Below are 24,194 nucleotides of genomic sequence, written 5' to 3' on the forward strand. Positions count from 1 at the left end.
ACTCCGTATCTGGGTCCACCGCCCGCCATGGCGGTCGATAGCATCATACGCGCCGGCCCGGATTTCCGCTGCGAGGCGCGGCGTGCGATGATTACAGAATTATTTCATGTCATATATTGGCGCCGCGCCCTGCGCACGGCGCCCCTGTCCCTGGGAGAGCCATGTCCGGACTGCTGCCGCTGCTCGATTTCGCGGGCTACGTAGCCCTGCTGCTGTGGGGCGTGCACATGGTGCAGACCGGCGTGCAGCGCGCCTTCGGCGCCGCGCTGAGCATCGCGCTGGGACGCGCGCTCGGGACGCGGTTGCGCGCCTTCGCCTCCGGCCTGGGCATTACCGCCGCGCTGCAAAGCAGCACCGCCACCGGACTGATGATCACCGGCTTCGCCGCCGGCGGGGTGGTGGCGCTGGTGCCGGCGCTGGCCGCCATGCTGGGCGCCAACGTCGGCACCACCCTCATCGTGCAGCTGCTGTCGTTCGACCTGACCTCGCTGGCGCCCATCCTCATCCTGGCCGGCGTGTGGATGTTCCGCCGCGCCGCGCCCGGCCGCACCCGCGACCTGGGACGGGTATTCATCGGCCTGGGGCTGCTGCTGCTGTCGCTGCACCAGTTGGTGCAGCTGTTCCAGCCCTTCGAGACCGCGCCCTTGCTGGGCGTCTTGCTCGACGCGCTGGCCAGCCAGCCGGTCGCCGCGGTGCTGCTGGCGGCGGCCCTGACCTGGGCCGCGCACTCCAGCGTGGCCGTCGTGGTGCTGGTCATGTCGCTGGCCAGCCACGACATGGTCAATCCTGCGCTGGCCTTCGCGCTGGTGCTGGGCGCCAACCTGGGCACCGCCATCAATCCGATGATCGAAGGCGTTACCGGCGACGACCCGGCCGCTCGCCGCCTGCCGCTGGGCAACCTGCTCACGCGCGTGGCCGGCGTACTGGCCGGCATCATCCTGCTGCCCTGGCTGCAACCCTGGCTCAGCGGACTGGCCGGCGACCCCGCGCACGCGGTGGCCAACTTCCACACCTTGTTCAACGTCGTGATCGCGCTGGTTTTCCTGCCCATTCTCACGCCGTACGCCGCGCTGTTGACGCGCTGGCTGCCCAAGCGCGCCGATCCCAACGACCCGGCGCGGCCGCAATACCTGGACGAATGGGCCCATGACGTGCCGGCCGTCGCGCTGGGCAACGCCGCGCGCGAGGCATTGCGCATGGCCGACATGCTGCAGACCCTGCTGCTGTATGCCCGCGCCGGTTTCAAGCGCGACAACCGGCACCGCATGGTGCAGGCACGCCAGCTCGACAGCGCGCTGGACAAGCTGGAGACCGCCATCACCACCTACCTGGCCACGCTCGACCAGGAAAACATGACGCGCGAGGATCACCAGCGGCTCGACGCCATCCTGGCGTTCTGCAGCAACATCGGCCACGCCGGCGATATTGCGTACCACGGCCTGCTCAACCATATCGGCCGCCTGCGCAAGCAAGGCCTGCTGCTGTCGGCCGAGCAGCGCGCCAGCCTGGACGCCACGCTGGGCGAGCTGATCGCCAACCAGCGCCAGGCCGCCGCGCTGTTCGTCACCGACGACCTGCGCCAGGCGCGCGCGCTGGCGGGCGAAAAGGCGCGTTTTCGCGCCCTCGAGGCGGAAGCCGCCGAAACGCAGCTGCAGCAGATCAAGTCCGGCAAGGTCGATGCCGCCGAGGTCGGCGCGCTCTACCTGGACATCCTGCGCGATCTCAAGGGCATCAACTCGCACGTGGTGGGCGCATCGGCGTATCCGCTGCTGGCGCGCCATGGCGAACTCCTGCCCAGCCGCCTGCGCGACGCGGGCAACTGAGGGCCTGCCCGAGCACGGGCAGGCCCCGGCCCGCTACAGGTACAGCGCGAACCAATCCAGCATGCGCCGCCAGCCGTCCTGCGCATCGGCGGCGCGGTAACTGGGGCGGTAATCGGCCAGGAAGGCATGCCCGGCCTGCGGATACACCACGATGCGCGATGCCTGGGCGGGCGCGCCGCCCTGCTGCAGGCGTGCTTCCATGGCCCGCACATCGTCCAGCGGAATGCTTTCGTCCTTGCCGCCATACAGCCCCAGCACCGGCGCATGCAGGCTCCCGGCCACGTCCAGCGGCACTTGCTTGATCAAGGGGCCATGGCCTGAGGACAGGCGGCCGTACCAGGCCACGCCCGCCTTCACGGCGGGATTGCGGGCCGCATACATCCAGGTGGTGCGTCCGCCCCAGCAAAAGCCCGTCACCCCCACCCGCGCGGCATCGCCGCCATGGGCGGCAGCCCAGGCCAGGCTGGCGTCCAGGTCGGCATGGACCTGCTCGTCCGGCACCTTGCTCACCAGTTCGGCGACCAGCCTGGGAATGTTGTCGTAGCGCGAGGCGTCGCCCTGGCGCTGGTACAGGTTGACCGAGACCGCCAGATAGCCATCGTGCGCCAGGCGGCGGCAGACATCCTTGATGTGCTCGTGCAGGCCGAAAATCTCCTGCACCACCAGCACGATGGGCAATTGCTCGCGCCCGGCCGGCGCGGCGTAATAGGCGGCCACCGGACCGCCCGGCACCGCCAGTTCGAAATCGCCGTGCGACAGGCCCTGGGTGTCGGTATGGATCGTGGTGGGTGCGGTACTACCCGCGGCGGCGGCGAAACTCATGGCAACTCCTGGGCATGGACAGGGAATGGCCGCCCTCCTGCCGCCGCGCCGCGGTCAATGCCGGTGGTCTGCCGCCTCGATGGCATGTTGCCCGTGCTCGTGGGCCGGGTCATGCTCATGATGCATGAACGAGGTGACGCCATAGATGAGCAGCACGCCGGCGCCCACCAGCAACAACTGCGGCACCGCATCGGCCAGCGAAACGCGTTCGTGCATTTGCGGCATCAGGTCGGCAACCGAGATGTACAGGAAGCTGCTGGCGGCCACGACCAGGACATAGGGCACTGCCGCCTGCGCCTCCTGCAATACGAAGTATCCTACAACGCCGCCTGCCGCCGTGCACAGGCTGGTGAACAGGATCAGCGAAAATGCCCTGCCCCGCGCCAGGCCTGCGTTGAGCAGCACCACGAAATCGCCCAGCTTGTGCGGCACCTCGTGCACGATGATCGACGCCGCGGTCAGCACGCCCAGCATGGGGTCGGTGAGGAAGGCGGCCGCCACCAGCACGCCGTCGGCCAAGTTGTGCAGCGAACTGCCCACCAGGATGAGCACGCCGCCTCGGCCGGCCTCGTGCCGGTCGTGGCCCTTGTGATGATGGTGCCCGTCGCCCTCGTGGTGGTGGCTGTGGCGCAGCAGCGCGATCTTCTCCAGCACGAAGAAGCCGATCAGGCCGGCCAGCATCAGCGCGAACAGGGCCCGCGCGTCGGCGTGCGCCGTTTCGAACGCCTCGGGCAGCAGGTGCAGCAGCGCCACCGACAACAGTACGCCCACCGACAGGCTGACCATGTGGTGCAGGTACTTCGCGAACACGCGATAGGCCAGCCAGCTGGCGATCGAGACGGCGATCAGGCCGCCAGCAATCGTGGCAAGCAGTATCCAGAGCAGCAGCATGGCGAGGGGCGATTCAGGCGGGAAAGCGCAACATTATATCGTTGCAAGCGCCAAATCAAAAATGACTGTCAGACAGTATCCGGCCGGCGCGGACGCCGGCCGGGGCCGCATCAGTGCGCCTGTTCCCAGTTCGTGCCCATGCCCACCTCGGCCACCAGCGGCACGCGCAGCGTGGCCACGTCGCACATCAGCCGCGGCAGCGCTTCGGCGACCGCCGCCAGTTCCTCGTCGGGCACCTCCAGCACCAGTTCGTCGTGCACCTGCATGATCATGCGGGTGCGCAGGCGCTCGGCGTCCAGCCAGTCCTGCACCGCCACCATGGCCATCTTGATCAGGTCGGCGGCGGTACCCTGCATCGGCGCATTGATGGCGGCCCGCTCGGCGCCCTGGCGGCGCGGCCCGGAGGCGGCGCGGATGTCCGGCAGCTGCAGCCTGCGGCCGAATACCGTCTCGACGTAGCCCTGGTCGCGCGCCAGCCGGCGCGTGTCGTCCATGTAGCGCGCCACGCCGGGATAGCGGGTGAAATAGCGGTCGATGTAGGCTTGCGCGGCATCGCGCGTAATGCCCAGGTTGGAAGCCAGCCCGAACACGCCCATGCCGTAGATCAGTCCGAAATTGATCGCCTTCGCGGCGCGGCGCTGCTCGGCGCCGACCTCGGCCAGCGGCACGCCGAACACCTCGGAGGCGGTCGCGCGGTGGATATCCTCGCCCGCCGCGAAGGCACGCTGCAGGTTGGCGTCATCCGAAACGTGCGCCATGATGCGCAGTTCGATCTGCGAGTAGTCGGCCGACAGCAGCTTGCCCTGCTCGGCGATGAAGGCCTCGCGCACGCGCCGGCCGGCCTCGGTGCGCACCGGGATGTTCTGCAGGTTGGGATCCGACGACGCCAGCCGGCCGGTGATCACCGCCGCCTGCGAATAGTGCGTATGCACGCGGCCGGTGGCCGGGTTGATCATGCGCGGCAGCTTGTCGGTGTAGGTGGACTTCAGCTTGGACAGGCCCCGGTATTCCAGCAGCACCTGCGGCAGCGGGTAGTCCTGCGCCAGCTTGGACAGCACTTCCTCGTCGGTCGAGGGGGCGCCGCCCGCGGTCTTGCGCACGACCGGCAGCCCCATGCGGCCGAACAGGATCTCGCCCAATTGCTTGGGAGAGTTCAGGTTGAACGGCTGGCCGGCCAGCTCGTAGGCGCGCTGCTCCAGCGCCAGCATTTCCTGGCCCAGCTTGTGGCTCTGGCGCCCCAGCTCCTGGGCATCGACCTTCACGCCGTTGCGCTCGACCACGGTCAGCACGCGCGAGACCTGCAGCTCCAGCAGGTAGGTGCGCTCCAGCCCTTCGTCCTCGGCCACGCGCGGGCGCAGCACCTCGTGCAACTGCAGCGTGAAATCGGAATCCTCGCAGGAATAATGCCCCGCCAGGGCGACCGCCACCTCGTCGAAACCGATCTGCTTGGCGCCCTTGCCGCACAGGTCTTCGTAGTTCACGCCGCTGCGCCCGAGAAACCGCTGGGCCAGGTCGTTCAGGCCCACGCCGCGATGCGACTCCAGCACATAGGCCTGCAGCATCGTGTCCTCGGCCACGCCCGCCAGGCTCACTCCTTCGTTGGCGAAGACATGGGTATCGTATTTGGCATGGTGCAGCAGCTTGGCGCGCCCGGCGTCCTCCAGCCAGCCGCGCAGGCGCGCGATGACCTCGTCCCTGGGCAATTGATCGCCCGCCTCGGGGCCACGGTGCGCCACCGGGATGTAGCAGGCCACGCCCGGCTTGACCGCCATCGACAGGCCCACCAGCCGCGCCTGCATCTCGTCGAGCGACGTGGTTTCCGTATCCAGCGCCACCAGCGGCGCGTCCTCCACCAGCGCCATCCAGGCATCGAAGGCGGCCCAGTCGGTGATGATGCGGTAGTCCAGCTCGGCCGGCGCGACGGCCTGCGGCACGGCGCGTGCGTCCCCCGTGGGCAGGCGCTCCTGGTCGCCCGTCAGTTCGCGCAGCCAGGTGCGAAAACCGTAGCGGTCGAACAGCGCGGTCAATGTGGCCGCGTCGCGCTCGCGCCATGCCAGGTCTTCCCAATCCGACACATGGCCGGTCAGGTCGCAGTCGCACTTGACCGTCAGCAGCGTGCGCGTGAGCGGAAAGTTCGGAATGGCTTCGCGCAGATTGTTGCCGGCCACGCCCTTGACGCTGTCGGCGGCGGCCACCAGCGCGTCGATGGAGCCATGTTCGGCCAGCCACTTGACGGCCGTCTTGGGTCCGACCTTGTTCACGCCGGGCACATTGTCGACCGTGTCGCCGACCAGCATCAGGTAATCGACGATGCGCTCCGGCGGCACGCCGAACTTGTCGTTCACCCCGGCAACGTCGAGCACCTCGCCGCTCATGGTGTTGACCAGCGTGACGTGCGGGTCGACCAGTTGCGCCAGGTCCTTGTCGCCCGTGGAGACGATGGTGTCGATGCCTTGCGCGCTGGCCTGCCGCGCCAGCGTGCCGATGATGTCGTCCGCCTCCACCCCTTCGATGGCCAGCAGCGGCCAGCCCAGGGCGCGTACGGCCTCGTGGATCGGCTCGATCTGCGCCGCCAGGTCTTCGGGCATGGGCGGGCGGTGCGACTTGTAGTCAGGGAACAAATCGTCCCGGAATGTTTTTCCGCGTGCATCGAAAACGCATACGGCATACTCTGCCTTATGATCCTGAACGAGCTTGCGCAACATATTGACCACGCCATAAAGCGCACCCGTGGGTTCGCCCTGCGCATTGCGCAGGTCGGGCATGGCGTGGAAAGCACGGTACAAGTAGCTCGAACCGTCTACCAGCAATAAGGTTTTTTTCATGGTTACAAAGGCAGAGCTTGAGACACCCGCCGGCAAACAAATTCCGGTGATTATGTCAGAGATAAAGACCGCGGCCGAGAAATTGGCCGACATCGGTCCCGCGGTCAGCATGTTCGGCAGCGCCCGCATCAGCCGCGAATCGCCCTATTATGAAACCTGTGCGGCGATCTCGGCAGCCCTGGCCGGCGCCGGTTTCGCGATCATCGCCGGGGGCGGCCCCGGCATCATGGAAGCGGCCAACAAAGGCGCCTTCGAGGCCGGCGGCACCAGCGTCGGCCTGAACATCAGCCTGCCCCACGAAGCGCACAACAACGAATACCAGACCATCAGCCTGTCGTTCGAGTACTTCTACTCCCGCAAGGCCACCTTCTTCATGCACAGCATGGCCTATGTCGCCATGCCCGGCGGGTTCGGCACCCTGGACGAGCTGTTCGAGGCGCTGACCCTGATCCAGACCGGCAAGGTCCCGCCCGCCCCCATCGTGCTGGTGGGCAGCGAATTCTGGCACGGCCTGGTCGACTGGCTGGGCGAGCAATTGCTGGCCAACGGCATGATCGCGGCCCACGACCTGAATCTCTTCATCATCGAGGACGACCCCGCCAAAGTCGTGCGCAAGGTGGTCGAATTCCACGACAAGCAAGGCAGGACGGACAGTCAGTACGCGCCTTCCCTCCCGGCATAACCAGGAATAACGCCTGGTTGTTACCCAGAAAGAATAACCAGACGCAAAGGAAGCATCTACTTTGGCATAACACACGACGCGCGAGCGCCCACGGCGCCGGCCAGGCCCTAGACTGCCACGCAATTCGCAGTCCGACGCTTCGCTCGTTATGCCCCCATTTAAATTCACCGTACCCGCGCTGGCCGCGCTGCTGGCCGCCTGGCCGCTGGCGCACGCCGGCGCGGTGCACGACTACCCTTCCGCCGTCATCGAGGCCTACCACATCGGCCAGCTGCACACCGGCTCCACGCCCTTCGTGTGCGCGCGCTTCCATCCCGAAGGACAGGCCTCGCCGCAAGCGCTGCGCATTGCCTGCGCCGTGCAACGCTACGGCAAGGCGCGCCGCCACTTCGACGAACACGTCGCGCGCATCATCACCTGCCATGCGGCAAACAGGCCTACATCGCTGCGGGTCGAATCCGACGTTTGGACCGATCCGCAGATCTACCGCCTGTTCTCGCGCGCAGAAATCCTCTCCATTGCGCCTTGCGGCGTGGGAGGGCTGCTCCCATGAGGCGGATCTCCCCGCGTGCCGGCTGGCTGGCCGCGTCGCTGCTGTGCCTGCTGTTGCCGGGCGCGCGCGCCTGGGCCGCTTCCGAACTGATCCTGGTGCGCGGCTATGGCAATTGCCCTTCCGGCTACGCCCCGCTGACGTACGACCAAGCGCATCGCCCCTCGTTGCGGGCGCGCATGCGCGAACTCTCGGGCAACGAGCCCTGGCCAATCCACGGCCTGGCCGACGGCCAATACCTGGGCGGCAAGTATGGCGGCGAGCTCAAGCGCGCCAGGCTCGCGGACATCCGCGGCCTGCGCGACCACTTCTGCCTCGCATCGGGCTCGGACGGCGCGATCGGCTGGGGCGTTCCCGCCTGGGGGCACATACCCGGGTGGGGCGCCTGGCAGTGGCGCCGCACCCTTCCTCCCGCCACGGGCTTGGGCCACTACTCCAATGTGCTCGTGGCCCGGCTCGACGACCTGCCCTTCGGCGACCTGTGCGCGGTATTCACGCGTGACGGCAATCCCGTCGTGCAAGCCTGCATCAGCCCGCAGGCCGGCCGCTTGCACCGCGAATCCTACCCCACGTTGCGGCGCGCCCTGGAAACGCTGAGGCGGCAGGGCCTGCCGCTGCGCGTCTATGTCGACCACGACCGGCGCCCCGACTTTGCCGCCGTGCCGGACATGCCGGCCTACTCGATCACCGGGCTGGCCACCTGCAATCGCGGCGGCTGCATGTGAAAAGGGTTGTGGCCGCCACGGCCACAACCCTTGCGCTGGCACCGCCGCCTGAAGGCGGCCGGCACGTTTGTTACGCGTTTTCGCGCGAAGCGCGGCGGCGCTCGTGCTCTTGCAGGTAGCGCTTGCGCAGGCGGATCGACTTGGGCGTGATCTCGACCAGTTCATCGTCGTCGATGAACTCGACCGCATACTCGAGCGACATCTGGATCGGCGGCACCAGGCGCACGGCCTCGTCGGTGCCCGACGCGCGAACGTTGGTCAGCTGCTTGCCCTTGATGGGGTTGACCACCAGGTCGTTGTCGCGGCTGTGGATGCCAATGATCATGCCTTCGTACAGCGGCTCGCCGGGGCTGACGAACATGCGGCCGCGATCCTGCAGCTTCCACAGGGCGTAGGCCACCGCGTCGCCGTTATCCTGGCTGATCAGCACGCCGTTGCGGCGCTCGCCGATCGAACCTTCGCGCAGCGGCGCGTACTCGTGGAAAATATGGCTCATCAGGCCGGTGCCGCGCGTCAGCGTCAGGAACTCGTTCTGAAAGCCGATCAAGCCGCGCGCCGGAATGACGTATTCCAGGCGGGTACGGCCACGGCCATCGGGCTGCATGTCCTGCAGGTCGCCCTTGCGGCGGCCCAGCTCTTCCATCACGCCGCCCTGGTGGGCGTCCTCGACGTCGACCGTCAGCGCCTCGAACGGCTCGCATTTCACGCCGTCGATTTCCTTGAAGACCACGCGCGGGCGCGACACGGCCAGCTCGTAGCCCTCGCGACGCATGTTCTCCAGCAGGATGGTCAGGTGCAGTTCGCCACGGCCCGAGACTTCGAACACCGTATCGTCGCCGGTGTCGCGTACGCGCAGCGCCACGTTGGACTTCAGCTCGCGCTCCAGGCGGTCGCGGATCTGGCGGCTGGTCACGAACTTGCCTTCGCGGCCGGCCAGCGGCGAGGTGTTGACCATGAAGTTCATGGTCAGCGTGGGTTCGTCGATGCGCAGTACCGGCAAGCCCTCGGGCGTGGACGGGTCGGTGATGGTCGAACCGATGTGCAGGTCTTCGATGCCGTTGACCAGCACGATGTCGCCGGCTTCGGCCTCGTCCACCACGACGCGCTCCAGGCCGCTGAATTTCATCACCTGGTTGATGCGGCCGCGCTGGACCTCGCCATCGGGCCCGAAGCGGAACGCGACGTCCATGTTGCCGCGCATGCGGCCGCGGTTGATGCGGCCCACGCCGATCTTGCCGACGTAGCTGTTGTAGTCCAGCGAGATGATCTGCATCTGCAGCGGCCCGTTGGCATCGTCATCGCGCTGCGGCACGTACTTCATGATGGCCTCGAACAGCGGCCGCATGTCGCCCGAACGCACGTCGTCGGTCAGGCCGGCGTAGCCCGACAGGCCCGAGGCGTACACCACCGGGAAGTCCAGCTGCTCTTCCGTGGCGCCCAGCTTGTCGAAAAGCTCGAAGGTGGCATTGATCACGAAATCCGGACGCGCGCCCGGACGGTCGATCTTGTTGACCACCACGATGGGCTTGAGGCCCAGGGCCAGCGCCTTGCGCGTGACGAAGATGGTCTGCGGCATGGGGCCTTCGACGGCATCGACCAGCAGCAGGACGCCATCGACCATCGACAGCACCCGCTCGACTTCGCCGCCGAAGTCGGCGTGTCCCGGGGTGTCGACGATGTTGATGTGCGTGCCTTCGTATTCGACGGCGCAGTTCTTGGCCAGAATGGTGATGCCGCGTTCTTTCTCGATGTCGTTCGAATCCATGACCCGTTCGGCCACCGATTGGTTCTCGCGGAAAGTGCCGGATTGGCGTAGCAATTGGTCGACCAGGGTCGTTTTGCCGTGGTCCACGTGGGCAATGATGGCGACGTTGCGCAGGGCGCGGGTCATAGCAGGTCCTTTAAGTTCAGGTGGCGGGCAGCAGGCCCGCCGGCAATTCATTCATGGCAAGCAAGGCCTGCTTGGCGTCGGGCATCGCCTGCAGGGCTTCCAGGGTTACGGCGCGGTCCAGCGAAAACGGCCCGACGTGCGTGCGCCGCAGCGCCGCCAGGTGGGCATGGCAGCCCAGCGCGCGGCCGATGTCCTGGGCCAGCGTGCGTATATAGGTGCCCTTGCTGCAGGCCACATCGATCTGCGCCTGCATCCCGGAGAACGACAGCAGCTCGATGTGGCGGATGGTCACCTGCCTGGGCGGACGGTCCAGCTCGATGCCCGCCCGGGCGTACTCGTAAAGCGGCTTGCCGTCGCGCTTGAGCGCCGAATACATGGGCGGGATCTGCTCGATCGTGCCCACGAAACGTGACAGCACATCGCGCAGCGCCGCCTCTTCGACACCGGCAAATCCGTCCGGGGCCCGGGCCACGATGTGGCCGGTCAGGTCGCCCGAGTCGGTCTCCTCGCCAAACTGCAGCGTGGCCTGGTAGGTCTTGTCGGCCTCGAGCATGCGGCCCGAGATCTTGGTAGCCCGGCCCATGCAGCAAACCAGCAGGCCGGTGGCGAAAGGGTCCAGCGTTCCCGTATGACCGGCCTTGGCCGCGTCCACGGTGCGCTTGGCTCGCTGCAAGGCGTGGTTGCTGGACAAACCCACGGGTTTGTCCAGCAACAGCACACCGTCGAGCGCGAGCCCGCGTCGTTTAGCCATCGTCGAATCCGGAAAAAGGAGAAAAAGCAGCGACGACAGCCCGGTCAGGACTGGTCTTCGGGCTCGTCGGGAACACCCGAGTGCGGACCGGGCCGGTTGGCACGATCGATCAGCATCGACATCTCGATGCCGCGGGTGATTTGCGGATCATGCACGAACCGCAGGGTGGGAACAGTATGGATGTGCAGCAGCTTGTACAGCTGCGAATGCAGCCAGCCGGCCTTCTCGTTCAGCAAGGCGGCAGCGGTGTCGGGCTCGGCGCCCAACACCGTGAAATACACCTTGGCATGCGCGTAGTCGGCCGACAGCTCCACACCCGAAAGCGTGATCAGTCCGGCGCGGGTCATATCGATCTCGCGCTGGATGATCCCGGCCAGATCCTTCTGGATCTGGTCGGCCAGCCGCAGATTGCGGCCGGGGATGGATTTGGACTTGTGACGGCTCATGTAAAGATTGCTGTATCGCCTCGCACCTTACAGCGTGCGCGCGATCTCCTTGATTTCAAAGACTTCCAGCTGGTCGCCCAGCTGCAGGTCGTTGTTGCCGCGCAGGGTCAGGCCGCAATCGAAGCCGGATTTGACTTCCTTGACGTCGTCCTTGAAACGGCGCAGCGAATCGAGATGGCCCGTCCATTGAACCACGTTGTTGCGCAGCAGTCGAACCTGCGAATCGCGGCGCACCACGCCGTCGAGCACCATGCAGCCCGCCACCGTGCCGATACGGGAGATCGTGTAGACCTCGCGCACTTCGACCAGGCCGATGACCTCTTCGCGCTTCTCGGGAGCCAGCATCCCCGACATGGCGGCCTTCACTTCGTCGACCGCGTCGTAGATGATGTTGTAGTAGCGCAGGTCGATACCGTTGGTCTCGGCCAGCTTCTTGGCGCTTTGCTCGGCGCGCACGTTGAACCCGATCACCACCGCATTGGAGGCGATGGCCAGGTTGACGTCGCTTTCCGAGATGCCGCCCACGGCGGCATGCACCACCTGCACGCGCACTTCGTCGGTCGACAGCTTGGTCAGCGAAGACACCAGCGCCTCCTGCGAACCCTGCACGTCGGTCTTGACGATCAGCGCCAGGGTCTGCGTACCCTCGCCCAGGTTGTCGAACATGGACTCCAGCTTGGCGGCCTGCTGGCGCGCCAGCTTGACGTCGCGGAACTTGCCCTGGCGGAACAGCGCGATCTCGCGCGCCTTGCGCTCGTCGGACAGCACCATCAGCTCGTCGCCGGCGGCCGGCACTTCGGTCAGGCCCTGGATCTCGACCGGGATCGACGGACCGGCGGTCTGGATCTGCTTGCCGTTCTCGTCCAGCATGGCGCGCACGCGGCCGAAGCTGGCGCCGGCCAGCACGACATCGCCGCGCTTGAGCGTGCCGCTTTGCACCAGGATGGTGGCAACCGGGCCGCGACCCTTGTCCAGGCGCGCCTCGATGACCAGGCCCTTGGCCGGCGCTTCGATCGGCGCCTTCAGTTCCAGGATCTCGGCCTGCAACAGCACGTTCTCGAGCAAATCGTCGATGCCCGCGCCCGTCTTGGCCGACACCGGCACGAACGGCACGTCGCCGCCGTATTCTTCCGGCACGACTTCCTCGGCCACCAGTTCCTGCTTGACGCGCTCGGGGTTGGCCTCGGGCTTGTCGATCTTGTTGACGGCCACCACCAGCGGCACGCCGCCGGCCTTGGCATGGTGGATGGCTTCGCGCGTCTGCGGCATCACGCCGTCATCGGCCGCCACCACCAGGATGACGATGTCGGTGGCCTTGGCGCCGCGCGCACGCATCGCCGTGAAGGCCTCGTGGCCCGGGGTGTCCAGGAAGGTCACCACGCCACGGCCGGTCTCGACGTGATACGCGCCGATGTGCTGGGTAATGCCCCCGGCTTCGCCCGAGGCGACCTTGGCGCGGCGGATGTAATCCAGCAGCGAGGTCTTGCCGTGGTCGACGTGGCCCATGACGGTCACGACCGGCGCGCGCGGCTCGGCCTCGGCCTCGGTGACCGCTGCGGTTTCGTCCAGGAAGGCCTCGGGATCGTCCAGCTTGGCGGCGATCGCCATGTGGCCGAACTCCTGCACCACGATCATCGCGGTTTCCTGGTCCAGCACCTGGTTGATCGTGACCATCTGGCCCAGCTTCATCAATTGCTTGATGACCTCGGCCGCCTTCACCGACATCTTGTGGGCCAGGTCGGCCACGCTGATGGTTTCGGGAACGTGGATCTCGCGCGCGATGAATTCCTGCTGCACCTGCTCGTGACGACGGTCCTGGTGCTGGTTGCGGCTGTTGCGTCCGCCCCTGCCGCCCTTGCCGCCGGCGCGCCAGCCGTCACGCGTGGTGACCGCGGGCTTGTTGTCGGCCGGCTTCTTGCGGGCGCTGTCGTCGCTCCAGGTGGAGGACACCTCGGCGGTCTTGATGGTCTTCTTGGCACCCGGCGCGCCCGGCTTGGCGTCCTTCTTGGGCGCGGCCGTGGTGGCCGGCTTGCCGGCCGGCTTGTGCAGCGTGCCCGACAGGGCGCCTGCCTGCGGCTCGGGCTCGGGCGCGCGCAGCACCTTGCGCGGACGGCTGAGCATCTCGCGCAGCGCGGCGGCCTCGGCCTCGGCGGCGCGGCGCGCCTCTTCGCGGGCGCGGTCGGGCGCCGCCGGCGCGGCGGCGCGGCGGATCTCACCCGGCTTGGCCGTGGTCTTGGGCGCGGCAGCCGGTTCGGCCTTGGCGCTCTTGGGAGATTCAGCGGGTGCGGACGGCTGGGCGACCGGAGCCGGGGTTTTGGAGGTCAGTTCAGTTTGGGCGTGCACAACGGGTTCCGGACGGGCCTGTTCAGCCTCGGTCTCGGTGACAGATACATTCTTTGCAGGTTCGACCGGCTCGGCGACTGCCTGGGCAGGAGCGGCTTCCGGTTGAGGCTCGGGTTGCGGCTCAGGCTCGGCCTGGGCAGCGGGAGTCGGCTCGGGCTGGGCTTCGGCCTGAGCGGGCTGTTCGGATTGCGGTTCGGCCGCCGGCGCCGCGACGGGCTCGGCGGGCGCCTCGGCGACGGGCGGCTCGACCGGCTTGGCAGCCGTCTCGACCGCCGGCTCGGCGCGCACCGGTTCGGCCGGCGCGGGCGCCGCCTCGGCCGGCACGGCCTCGGCCGCGGCTTCTTCCGCACGCGCGGCGGCCTGCTCGGCGGCCAGCTCGGCCGGATCGCGCTTGACGAAAACGCGCTTCTTGCGCACCTCGACCTGGATCGTGCGCGAGCGGCCGGTGGCGTCGGCCTGCCGGATCTCGGAGGTCTGGCGACGCGTCAGGGTGATTTTCTTGCCCTCGGTCGCACCATGCGCGCGACGCAGCGATTCGAGCAACTTCGCCTTGTCGCTATCGGTGACGGCGTCGTCCACCGATTTGAGGTCAACACCGGCCGCACGCAACTGCTCGAGCAGCACGTTGGCAGGCATTTTCAGCTCGGTAGCGAACTGGGCGACAGTATTACTCGACATTAGGCTCTCTTCCCTATATGCAGCTAATTACAAACATGAACTCTCGGCATTACGCCGTACAACCGTGCGCCGTGTTTCATTCCTCGTCGAACCAGTGGGCGCGGGCACGCATGATCAGATCGCTGGCTTCCTCTTCCTGCAGGCCGGCGATCTCGGCCAGCTCGTCGGTCGACAGCTCGGCCAGATCGTCACGCGTATGCACCTGCCGTTCGGCCAGCTTGGCGGCCAGCTCCGGCGTGATGCCCTCGAGTTCGAGCAGGTCCTGGGCCGTTTCAAGGCGCTCTTCCTGGGCGATCGCCTCGGTCAGCAGCGCATTGCGGGCACGGGCACGCAGCTCATTGATGGTGTCCTCGTCGAATGCCTCGATCTCCAGCAGTTCCTGCATGGGCACGTAGGCAATCTCTTCGATACCGGTGAAGCCTTCATCGATCAGGATGTCGGCCACCTCTTCGTCGACGTCCAGCTTGCTCATGAACGTCGCGCGCAACGCGGCACGCTCGGTTTCCTGGCGATTGAGGCTTTCCTCCGGCGTCATGATGTTGATCTGCCAGCCGGTCAGCTCGGACGCCAGGCGCACGTTCTGCCCCTTGGCGCCGATGGCCTTGGGCAGGTTTTCCTCGTCGACCACCACGTCCATCGCGTGCTTGTCTTCGTCCACCACGATGGACTCGACGTTGGCCGGCGCCAGCGCGCCGATCACGAATTGCGCCGGGTCTTCCGACCACAGCACGATATCGACCTGCTCGCCGCCCAGCTCGTTGCGCACGGCGGTCACGCGCGAACCGCGCATGCCCACGCAGGTGCCGATCGGGTCGATACGCTTGTCGTAGGCCACCACGGCGATCTTGGCGCGCACGCCCGGGTCGCGTGCCGCGGCCTTGATCTCCAGCAGGCCCTGTTCGATCTCGGGCACTTCGTTTTCGAACAATTGGCGGATGAACTCGGGCGAAGTGCGCGACAGGATGACCTGCTGGCCGCGCGCGGCGTGGTCGACCCGCAGCACGAAGGCGCGCACGCGGTCGCCGACCCGCAGGTTTTCCTTCGGGATCATCTCGGAGCGCGGCAGGCGCGCTTCGATCTTGCCGGTTTCGATGATCACGTCGCCCTTGTCCATCCGCTTGATGGACCCGGAAATAATCGTCTCGCCGCGGTCGAGGAAGTCGTTCAGGACCTGCTCGCGCTCGGCATCGCGGATCTTCTGCAGGATCGCCTGCTTGGCGGCCTGCGCGCCGATACGGCCGAACTCGACCGGCTCGAGCGCTTCCTCGATGTACTCGCCCACTTCGATGTCGGGCGCCATTTCGCGCGCCTCGGACAGCAGCTCCTGCTTGTCGGGCTCTTGCAGGCCAGCCTCGTCGGGCACGACCAGCCACCGGCGAAAGCCTTCGTGGCCGCCGGTTTCACGATCGATGGAGACGCGGATGTCCGCATCGTCCTTGAAGCGCTTTTTCATTGCCGAAGCCAGCGCGCTTTCGAGCGCCCCGAACACCACTTCGCGGGTGACGTTCTTTTCGCGCGCCAAAGCATCGACCAACAGAAGAATTTCGCGACTCATCGCTTTTTGCCCTTGAAATCCAGAACGGGATCCAGCTTTGCGCGCTCGATGTCATCGAGCGTGAAGCTCAGCACCTGGATATCGTTCTTCTTTGCCTCAAATTCGAGACCGAACACGGCCTTGCCCGCACCGGCGGTGTCATCCTGGCCGGACGCGCCATCCGCCTCGGGCGCGCGCAGCGTGCCGGAGAACACTTTGCGCCCGTCGAGCGCCTCTCGCAGCTTGATCTCGATACGTTCGCCCGCGAAACGGCGGAACTCCGCCTCGTTGCGCAACGGACGATCGACGCCCGGCGACCCGACTTCGAGGCGCTTGTAGTCGATGTTCTCGACTTCATACACGCGCGACAACTGGCGGGACACCTGCTCGCAATCTTCAATACGCACGCCATCGACCCGGTCGATGGTGACGCGCAACAGCCCCATGGCGGCACGTTCGACATCGACCAGTTCGATGTCCATGCCCGCCAGCGCTTCTTCGGTCAGTGCGAATAAATCAGCCATACACTCAAAAAAAATGGGCTGCACGCCCAGCCCACCGTATTGCCTGGCCCCCGGCCGGGCGCTGCTGACAGCGCCGCTTGCCGAACCCAAGCCCAAAATTGCGACCCAAAATATATTGCAAAAATCGGCCGCGCTTGCCCGCGGCCCGCTGGTGGCCGCGTGCTCATTCCAGGTTCCCCTGGCGCGCCGCCCACCCGGCTGGCCTGCCCTGCAAAAAGGCAAACCCGGCGCATTTGCGACTCACGCGCCAAATGGCGTCAATCACAGCAATCACGCGCCAAAGCGTGCACAACGTGCATTCAAAAGCCGCTGCGCGCAACGCCGTGCTGCACGCGCACTGCCCTGCAAATGCACTGCGCGCCATGAAAACCGTTGATTTTACCAGATAAACCGGAAATTTGCCTGATACGTCGGGAGCTTACGGATAAGCGGGACACATCCGATCTTCGTGGCGCCGCACATCAACGTCCGCGCCCGCCCCGCCCGCCCATGAACCCGAGACGGGACTCGTGGGCGCCGGCGCCCTTGGGCTGCCAGTCGTCGCCCCGGCCACCGCCACCACCGCCGGCACCACCGCCGCCGCGACGCGCGCGTTGCGGCTTGGGCGCGGCCGGACCGCGATTGCCCGTGGGCGAGGCCGGCTTGGCCACGCCGGCCGCCTTGCCGCCCGCGCTGGCTGCCTTGTTGCCGCCGGCGCGGCCACCCGCGCCCTTGGCGCCAGGCGCCGCCGCGCGGCCGCCCGCCTTCTTGCCGCCACGCGCGCCCGCCGGCTTGGCAGCCGCGCCCTGGCCGCTGCCCTGGCCGCCAGCCTGCGCGCCCGCCGCCTTGCGGCCCTGGCCGCGCTGCGGCTTGTCGCCGCCCGCCTTGCCCTTGGCAGGCTTGCCCTTGCCGCCCCGCCCAGCCGCGCTGTCGTTGCCCAGCGGGTGGCCGTTGGCATAACCGCCGGTGATCATCAAGCCCGTTCCGAACGGGTCGGACGGACACGCGGCCGCGCTGCCGGGACGGCCGCCCTGCAGCTTGCCGCGACGGCCGATACGGGCGCCGTTCATGCCATTGCGCTCCAGCGTGCCGAAGCCCGGCGGCAGCGCGCTGTCATGCGACTGGGGCTGGCGCGATTTGCGCCGCCCTTCGGACTCGTCCCCGTCGCGCAGCAGGCCCAGCTGAACCATCAGGGCCGTCACCAGCGAACCGTCGAGCTCTTCCCAGCGGCCGCGGCGCAGGTTGCGCGGCAACACGATATCGCCGAAACGCGTACGGATCAGGCGGCTGACGGTCACACCCACCGCCTCGAACATGCGGCGCACCTCGCGGTTGCGCCCCTCCTGCAAGGTGACGCGATACCAGCGATTGCTGCCGTCGCCCCCCAGGTATTCGAAAGAACCGAAAGCCGCCTTGCCGTCCTCCAGCTCGATACCCTCGGTGAGCGACTTGCGCTGCGCGTCGTCCATCTCGCCCAGGACGCGCACCGCGTATTCGCGCTCGGTACCGTAGCGCGGATGCATGATGCGGTTGGCCATGTCGCCGGAGGTCGTGAAGATCAGCAGCCCCTCGGTATTGAGGTCCAGCCGCCCCACGGACAGCCACTTGCCGGTGCGCAGCTTGGGCAGCCTGGCGAACACGCTGGCGCGTCCGCCCGGGTCGTCATGGCTGACGATCTCGCCGGCCGGCTTGTGATAGAGGATGACGCGCGGCGGCTTCTTGGCGTTGGGACGCGCAATCGGCTTGCCGTTGACGCGCACCTGGTCGTTGGGAGCGACGCGCTGGCCGATGTGGGCCGGCTCGCCGTTGACCGACACTCGGCCGGCCACGATCAGCTCTTCCATTTCGCGGCGCGAACCGATTCCGGCATCGGCCAGCACCTTGTGCAGCTTGGGCATCACTGCCTCGCTGTTCAGGTACTTGCCCAGGCGCTGCTCGATGCGCGCCGCGTTGTCCAGGTAGGCCAGCGCCTGGTCGGCATCGCGCTCGCTGGCGCGGGCATCGCCCTCGGACTGGGCGGCGGGCTGGCTGCCCGCCTCGTCGGCGCCGGCTTCGCCGGCGGCGGCCGCGTCGCCGCGGCGGCGGCGAAACGGCGTGCGCAGCTTGCGGCCACGCGCCCGGGCTGCGCCCTCGCCGTCGCCGGCCTCGCCGGATGCGGCGGGCTCGCCAACGGGCGGCTGCGCCACCGGGGATTCATTGTCGGGAAAGGAATTGTCGTCTTGCATCGTTGTATTCGTTGTCACTGGGACAGCTCCGAATTTCAAACTTTGGGGAGCCGGCCGGATGCGGCAGGCTCGTCATCTTCAGGGTTGGACACCACGCCATCGGCCTCGTCGCGCCCCGGTGCCGGCGGCGTGACGGGCTCGGGCGCGGCGGGCACGATTTCGGGCTGCGGCTCGCCAGGACCGACCTCGGGCGCCGGCACGTGCGGTCGCGCCTCGGCGGGCTCGTCAGGTAGGGATATCTGGTCTGGCTGGAGCGGGGGGACCTCGACAGGTCCGTTCCCATCATCCGGCGCTGCACCGGCGGACTCGTGCGCCGGTTCGGCAACACCTGCCCCGGGCAGGCTGGCGGCCGCGGTTTCGGCCGGCTCGTTCGTATCATCGTCGGCGGACACGGGCAGGACCGGTTCCGGCGACACGGCGGATTCTACGCCATCCACGCCCGCCTGCGCCACCTCCGGCTGCGCATCGCCCAGCGAGGCAGCCACCTGGCCCGCCGCTTCGTCGCCGTCCGCCTCGTCCCGGGCCGCGCCGCCCTCGACCGCATCGACCGCCTCGACCAGCACCTCGGCGCCGCCCAGGTCCAGCCCTGCCAGCGCGGCGGCGGCCTGCGCCGACTCCAGCGGAGGCAGCTCATCCAGCGCGCGCAGGCCCAGGTCATCGAGGAACTGGCGGGTGGTGGCGAACAGCGCCGGCCGGCCGGGCGCATCGCGATGGCCGATGACCTCGATCCAGCCGCGGTCTTCCAGCACCTTGACGATCTGCGACGACACCGTCACGCCGCGGATATCCTCGATGTCGCCGCGCGTCACGGGCTGCCGCCAGGCAACGATGGCCAGCGTCTCGAGCACCGCGCGCGAATACTTGGGCGGCTTCTCGGGATTGAGCCGCTCGAGATAGCGCTGCATCTGCGGCCGGCTCTGGAAACGCCAGCCCGAAGCCAGCTGCACCAGCTCCAGGCCGCGCTCGTTCCATTGCGCCTGCAGCGCTTCCAGCCAGGCGCGCAACGCGGTGTTGTCGATATCCTGGTCATCACCGAACAGCTTGCGCATTTCGGCGAACTGCATCGGCTGGGACGCGCACAGCAGCGCGGTTTCCAGCACGAGTATTGCCTCGCTATCGTTCATCGGCACTCACAAAAGAAGGGAGCAAACTTGCGCTAAATCGGGATTGAGATTAATATTCTTCTTCTCAGACGCGGGGTGGAGCAGTCTGGCAGCTCGTCGGGCTCATAACCCGAAGGTCGTAGGTTCAAATCCTGCCCCCGCAACCAAATCGTTGATCAAGGCCTGGCACATCGTTGCCGGGCCTTTTTCATTGGCGCGGCGCTTGCTGCGGGCTGAAATGACGACAAGAGCGGCGACAACAGCTGCAACAACAGCGGCGGCGGCGGCAGTGGCGACAACGATGCCGCGCGCGCCCCGGCGCTGGCCTGGCCACGGGCCGACGGGCGCGCGGCGAGCACGCACGGCCGCCCCGGCAACCTGGGCATGGGCCCTGGCATGAAAAAACGCATGACCGGAAATACGGATACTGGCGCTCACGAATATCTTGTTCAATCAAACTGGATCATGGCGGGACTACCGCATGCCGGCCCGCCAGCTATGCCGCGGCCCGGCATGCCGCGACATGGCGCGCCAGCCGCCGTGCCGACATGGCGGCGCGACACCGGCAAACCGCATCGCGGGCATGGCCCACAGACCGAGGCTTTCTTGACCGTAGCCGGCGGCCGCTGCAAGCGCCTGTATCCAGGCGCCAGGACAGGCGCGCCACGGCAATCGCAAACAATGAATCCGCCAGGGCGGGCCCGCCTGCGCGGCCCGTTCCGGACCAGGGCGCGGCCCCGACCGCACAACGACAACCGTGCCGGCTTGTGACCGGGCGCCCGCGCCGCAAGGGCCGGGTTACGCGCAATCGTTGATCGGGGATTCTTAGACGTATTGGAACGACATCGTGCCCGGCGGCATATCGCGCAATCAGCGCAGGCCTGCCCGGACAAACCGGTTTGGCGTCGCGCGCCAGGCCGGCTGTAATGTCTTGATTATACCCGTAACCGCCCTCCCGACAAAGCCCCGGCCGCGCCCGCGCCACACTCAGCGCCCCTCGAGCGCCGCGTCCCAGGGAGCGGGATTGAAGCGCTCGGCCAGGAAATCGAGCATGGTTCGCAGTATCAGCGGCATCTGCTTGCGCGACACGTAGACCCCATGTATTCCCAGCACCGGCGGCGCGCAATCAGGCAACAAGGGACGCAGGGTTCCTGCGGCGATCTGCCCGGCCGCCAGGTAGGTGGGCAGCATGACAATGCCCGCCCCGGCCAGCGCCGCCCGCATCAGCACGTCGGTTTCGTTGGCCGTGATATTGCCGCCGACCGGCACTTCGACGGGCTCTCCGGCGCGCTCGAAACGCCACAGGCTGCGGCCGAAATAAGAATGCGTCAGGCAATTGTGCAGCGAGAGATCCTCGGCTCTGGCCGGCGCGCCGTGCTGCTGCAGGTACTGCGGCGCGGCGCAGACGACCGACCGGCAGTCGGCCAGCCTGCGCCCGATCAGGTTGGGATCGAGGTCATTGGTGATCCGCACCGCCAGGTCGACGCGCTCCTCGACCAGGTTGACCGCGCGATCGACCAGCAACAGATCGATGCTGGCCGCCGGATGGCGGCGCACGAACTCCGCCACCGCTTCGGCCAGCTGCGCGCCGCCGAACGACATGGCGGCCGTGACGCGCAGCAGCCCGCGCGGCTCGGCGTCGGGTGCGGCCACGGCCTCGCGCATGTCGCCCACCATTTCCAGCATGCGGCGGCAGCGCGGCAGGGTCTCCGAGCCGGCCGGCGTCAGGCTCAGGCGGCGGGTGGTCCGATGCAGCAGCCGCACGCCCACCCAGGCCTCGAGCTCGGCCAGGTAGCGCGACACCATGGCGCGCGACATGCCCAGGTGCATCGCCGCCGCCGACAGGCTGCCGCGATCGGCAACTTCCACGAAGACCTGCATGGCTTTCAGACGATCCACGATTGTCTCGCTTTATGCATCAGACTGTTCTGTTTATACCGTATTTTGATGCGTTTCAAGCACTTAAAATTGGCCAGTCTCAATCATCCACGCCCGCACGCCCCATGAATGCCCCGTTGAGCCTTGCCGCCCAGGAACAGATCTTCCAGGCCGCCCGCACCTTCAATCGCTATACCGAACAATCGATCAGCGACGCGACCCTGCACGAGTTGTACGAGCTGATGAAATGGGGGCCGACCGCCATGAATTCGCAGCCCGGCCGGTTCATCTTCCTGCGCAGCGCCGCGGCCAGGCAGCGCCTGGCGCCCGCCCTGTCTCCCGGCAACCTGGAAAAGACACTGGCCGCGCCCGTGACCGTGATCGTCGCCCAGGACACCCAGTTCTATGAGCACCTGCCGACGCAGTTCAGCGCCTACGACGCCCGTCCGGCCTTCGAGAACAACGCCGACGCCGCGCGCGCGACCGCCATGCGCAACAGCTCCCTGCAAGGCGCCTACCTGATCGTGGCGGCCCGCATGCTGGGGCTGGACGCCGGCCCGATGAGCGGCTTCGACGCGGCCAAGGTGGACGCCGAATTCTTCCCGGACGGCCGCTGCAAGGCCAACTTCCTCGTCAATCTGGGCTACGGCGACCCGGCCGGCAACTACCCGCGCGGCCCCCGCCTGGCGTTCGACACCGCGGCGCAAATCCTCTGATCGCGCCCGGCCGTAGCGCCGCGGTCCCGCCCCCGACCAGGGGCCGTCGCCCTCACCCCTGCTGCAGCCGCCTGGCGACATCGGCCCGGACCGCGTCCCGGTCCAGGCCGCGCAGGATGAACACCAGGCGCGACTGGCGGTCGTCGCCCGGCCATTGCGGCAACGCCTCCAGCGGATACAGCTGCCGATGCACCCCGTGCACCGCACAGGGCAAGGCTTCGGCCTCGAAACATACCAACCCCTTGATGCGCAGGATGCCGCGGTCATAGGCCGCCTGGATCTCCGACATCCGGGCCAGGAACATGCCGCGCGTCAGCGGCACCGACAGGTTCAGGGAAAAATGCGCCACATTGGGGTGCGGGCCGCCCGGCGGCGCGGCAAAGGCGCCCAGCCAGCGCCCCAGGGGCGCCGCCTGCCGGCGCTCGCGCACCAGGAAGTCGCCGCGCAGCCGCTCATCCAGCGGCTCGCCGCGGCGCACCACGCACATGGGCACGCCCGGATTGGCGCGCGCCACATCGCGCATGGCGCTGGCCAGTTGCGCCTGGCCGGCCAGGTCCGCCTTGCTGAATACGACCAGGTCCGCCAGCGCGATCTGCTGGGCCGCCTCGGGCTGCACCATCAGCTGTTCGCGCACGTGCTGCGCATCGACCATGGCGATCGCGCCATGATACGCGTAGCGCTCGGCCAGGAACGGATCGTGGCGCAGCGAGAACATGACCGAGGCGGGCCCGGCCAGGCCGGTCGTCTCCAGCAGCACCCGCTTGAACGGCTTGATGCGGCGGCGCACCGCCAGCATGAACAGGTCGCGCAGCGTATCGACCAGGCCGCCGCTGGCGGTGCAGCATATGCATCCGCCCTCCAGCAGCACGATACGGTCATCGACATTGCGTACCAGATGGTGGTCCACGCCTATGTCGCCGAACTCGTTGACGATGACCACCGCCTCGGCGTACTCGGGCTCCTGCACCAGGCGATTGAGCAGCGTCGTCTTGCCGCTGCCCAGGAATCCGGTCAACACCGTCACGCCGATGCGGCTGTCTTGCTTGAACGCATCCATCGCTTTCCCATGCGCGGGCCCGCCCGCGCCATTGCCGCCCCGAAACGGCCGCGCCGCCCACTCCACGGGCGGCGGCCGCACACGGCGCAACACCTATTGATCATTCCGCGGGCCGCCCGCGGGCTTGCACATGCGCCTGCGGCGTTTGCACACCCGGGGACGTGCAGTAAGCTGAGGTTTTGCCCCCTTTGCACAGGGAGGTTCTTGTTATGGCCATGCATCACGCCCGCTCGGGCGAACTGATCGACTTGCGCCCGCTGGGCGAATCGCTGCGCGAGACCGTCTCGCAGGCACTGGTGCGCGCCGACCACCTGGAAGTGATGCGCCTGGTGCTGCCGCGCGATCAGCAACTGCCCAGCCACGCCATCGACGCCAGCGCGATCACCATCCAGTGCCTGGAAGGCGCCGTCATGCTGACCGCGCAGGACACGACGCAACGCATGCCCGCCGGCACGCTGGTCTACCTGGCGCCGGGCGTCGCGCATGCCGTAAAGGCCCTGGAAGACAGCACCCTGCTGGTCACGCTGATGCTCGCGCGCCCCTGATCCCTGATGACAACTGCCCCGCCCCGGCCACCCAGCCAAGCGCAATACAAAAAGCCGCTCACTTGCGTGAACGGCCCTTTTGTGTCGACGGTGTCGATATCGCCGACGATACGGCAAAAATTCTGTTGGCTCCCCGAGCTGGGCTCGAACCAGCGACCTGCGGATTAACAGTCCGTCGCTCTACCGACTGAGCTATCGGGGAACTG

Annotated in this window: 19 protein-coding genes and 2 tRNA genes; 7 read left to right on the forward strand and 14 right to left on the reverse strand. The window is 67.5% G+C overall.

Features of this window, described 5'->3' with window-relative positions; genetic code table 11:
- Positions 1–161: 161 nt before the first annotated feature.
- Positions 162–1,823, forward strand: coding sequence for a Na/Pi cotransporter family protein (locus EL288_RS14270; RefSeq protein WP_003810567.1), 1,662 nt, complete (start codon positions 162–164; stop codon positions 1,821–1,823).
- Positions 1,824–1,856: 33 nt separating this feature from the next.
- Here EL288_RS14270 and EL288_RS14275 read toward each other — a convergent pair whose 3' ends face one another.
- The 3 genes from EL288_RS14275 to polA all read right to left on the reverse strand — a co-directional run bounded on the left by EL288_RS14275 (position 1,857) and on the right by polA (position 6,361).
- Positions 1,857–2,645 (reverse strand): dienelactone hydrolase family protein, encoded by a 789-nt coding sequence (locus tag EL288_RS14275; protein WP_003810566.1) that lies wholly within the window; start codon positions 2,643–2,645, stop codon positions 1,857–1,859.
- Positions 2,646–2,699: 54 nt separating this feature from the next.
- A complete protein-coding gene (locus EL288_RS14280) occupies positions 2,700–3,536 on the reverse strand; it encodes a ZIP family metal transporter (RefSeq protein WP_003810564.1) in 837 nt (278 codons plus the stop codon).
- A gap of 110 nt (positions 3,537–3,646) precedes the next feature.
- Positions 3,647–6,361, reverse strand: a complete 2,715-nt coding sequence (gene polA / locus EL288_RS14285; protein ID WP_003810562.1) for a DNA polymerase I — start codon at positions 6,359–6,361, stop codon at positions 3,647–3,649.
- Here polA and EL288_RS14290 point away from each other — a divergent pair.
- From EL288_RS14290 to EL288_RS14300, 3 genes are all read left to right on the forward strand, one after another.
- Positions 6,360–7,043, forward strand: coding sequence for an LOG family protein (locus tag EL288_RS14290; RefSeq protein ID WP_023852903.1), 684 nt, complete (start codon positions 6,360–6,362; stop codon positions 7,041–7,043). The genes polA and EL288_RS14290 overlap by 2 nt on opposite strands.
- Positions 7,044–7,191: 148 nt before the next feature.
- Complete coding sequence (locus tag EL288_RS14295; protein WP_003810558.1) at positions 7,192–7,596, forward strand: hypothetical protein; 405 nt, start codon at positions 7,192–7,194, stop codon at positions 7,594–7,596.
- Positions 7,593–8,318 (forward strand): toxin, encoded by a 726-nt coding sequence (locus EL288_RS14300; RefSeq protein WP_003810557.1) that lies wholly within the window; start codon positions 7,593–7,595, stop codon positions 8,316–8,318. The genes EL288_RS14295 and EL288_RS14300 overlap by 4 nt, the downstream gene beginning before the upstream one ends.
- Before the next feature lie 70 nt (positions 8,319–8,388).
- Here EL288_RS14300 and typA read toward each other — a convergent pair whose 3' ends face one another.
- The 8 genes from typA to scpB form a co-directional block, all read right to left on the reverse strand.
- A complete protein-coding gene (gene typA / locus EL288_RS14305; protein WP_003810554.1) occupies positions 8,389–10,209 on the reverse strand; it encodes a translational GTPase TypA in 1,821 nt (606 codons plus the stop codon).
- Between the two features lie 16 nt (positions 10,210–10,225).
- The gene (truB, locus tag EL288_RS14310) at positions 10,226–10,960 is read right to left on the reverse strand and encodes a tRNA pseudouridine(55) synthase TruB (protein ID WP_003810552.1); all 735 of its coding nucleotides are present in this window, start codon (positions 10,958–10,960) and stop codon (positions 10,226–10,228) included.
- A gap of 44 nt (positions 10,961–11,004) precedes the next feature.
- Positions 11,005–11,406, reverse strand: a complete 402-nt coding sequence (gene rbfA / locus EL288_RS14315; RefSeq protein ID WP_003810550.1) for a 30S ribosome-binding factor RbfA — start codon at positions 11,404–11,406, stop codon at positions 11,005–11,007.
- Between the two features lie 27 nt (positions 11,407–11,433).
- Positions 11,434–14,427 (reverse strand): translation initiation factor IF-2, encoded by a 2,994-nt coding sequence (gene infB / locus EL288_RS14320; protein WP_003810548.1) that lies wholly within the window; start codon positions 14,425–14,427, stop codon positions 11,434–11,436.
- Positions 14,428–14,503: 76 nt separating this feature from the next.
- Positions 14,504–15,982 (reverse strand): transcription termination factor NusA, encoded by a 1,479-nt coding sequence (gene nusA, locus EL288_RS14325; protein ID WP_003810546.1) that lies wholly within the window; start codon positions 15,980–15,982, stop codon positions 14,504–14,506.
- The gene (gene rimP, locus EL288_RS14330; protein WP_003810544.1) at positions 15,979–16,485 is read right to left on the reverse strand and encodes a ribosome maturation factor RimP; all 507 of its coding nucleotides are present in this window, start codon (positions 16,483–16,485) and stop codon (positions 15,979–15,981) included. The genes nusA and rimP overlap by 4 nt, the downstream gene beginning before the upstream one ends.
- A gap of 461 nt (positions 16,486–16,946) precedes the next feature.
- Positions 16,947–18,689: a 23S rRNA pseudouridine(2605) synthase RluB gene (gene rluB, locus EL288_RS14335; RefSeq protein ID WP_033451234.1), complete on the reverse strand. Its 1,743-nt coding sequence runs from the start codon at positions 18,687–18,689 to the stop codon at positions 16,947–16,949.
- Positions 18,690–18,724: 35 nt separating this feature from the next.
- The gene (gene scpB / locus EL288_RS14340) at positions 18,725–19,813 is read right to left on the reverse strand and encodes an SMC-Scp complex subunit ScpB (RefSeq protein WP_033446426.1); all 1,089 of its coding nucleotides are present in this window, start codon (positions 19,811–19,813) and stop codon (positions 18,725–18,727) included.
- 69 nt (positions 19,814–19,882) lie between these two features.
- On the opposite strand from scpB, the gene EL288_RS14345 reads away from it, so the two are divergent.
- A tRNA-Met gene (locus EL288_RS14345) sits at positions 19,883–19,959 on the forward strand.
- Positions 19,960–20,779: 820 nt separating this feature from the next.
- On the opposite strand, the gene EL288_RS14350 is transcribed toward EL288_RS14345, so the two are convergent.
- Complete coding sequence (locus EL288_RS14350; protein ID WP_003810537.1) at positions 20,780–21,691, reverse strand: LysR family transcriptional regulator; 912 nt, start codon at positions 21,689–21,691, stop codon at positions 20,780–20,782.
- A 104-nt stretch (positions 21,692–21,795) separates the two neighbouring features.
- On the opposite strand from EL288_RS14350, the gene EL288_RS14355 reads away from it, so the two are divergent.
- Positions 21,796–22,386 carry a malonic semialdehyde reductase gene (locus EL288_RS14355; RefSeq protein WP_003810534.1) on the forward strand — a complete coding sequence of 197 codons (591 nt, stop codon included), beginning with the start codon at positions 21,796–21,798 and terminating at the stop codon, positions 22,384–22,386.
- A 52-nt stretch (positions 22,387–22,438) separates the two neighbouring features.
- On the opposite strand, the gene EL288_RS14360 is transcribed toward EL288_RS14355, so the two are convergent.
- A complete protein-coding gene (locus EL288_RS14360) occupies positions 22,439–23,443 on the reverse strand; it encodes a CobW family GTP-binding protein (RefSeq protein WP_033446428.1) in 1,005 nt (334 codons plus the stop codon).
- Positions 23,444–23,652: 209 nt separating this feature from the next.
- Here EL288_RS14360 and EL288_RS14365 point away from each other — a divergent pair, with 209 nt between their 5' ends.
- On the forward strand, positions 23,653–23,988 hold the full coding sequence (locus tag EL288_RS14365) for a cupin domain-containing protein (protein ID WP_003810529.1): 336 nt from the start codon (positions 23,653–23,655) through the stop codon (positions 23,986–23,988).
- A 126-nt stretch (positions 23,989–24,114) separates the two neighbouring features.
- Here the strand turns inward: EL288_RS14365 and EL288_RS14370 are convergent.
- Positions 24,115–24,190 (reverse strand) — tRNA-Asn (locus EL288_RS14370).
- Between the last annotated feature and the right edge of the window lie 4 nt (positions 24,191–24,194).

This window comes from Bordetella bronchiseptica (assembly GCF_900636925.1).
Taxonomy (GTDB): domain Bacteria; phylum Pseudomonadota; class Gammaproteobacteria; order Burkholderiales; family Burkholderiaceae_B; genus Bordetella; species Bordetella pertussis.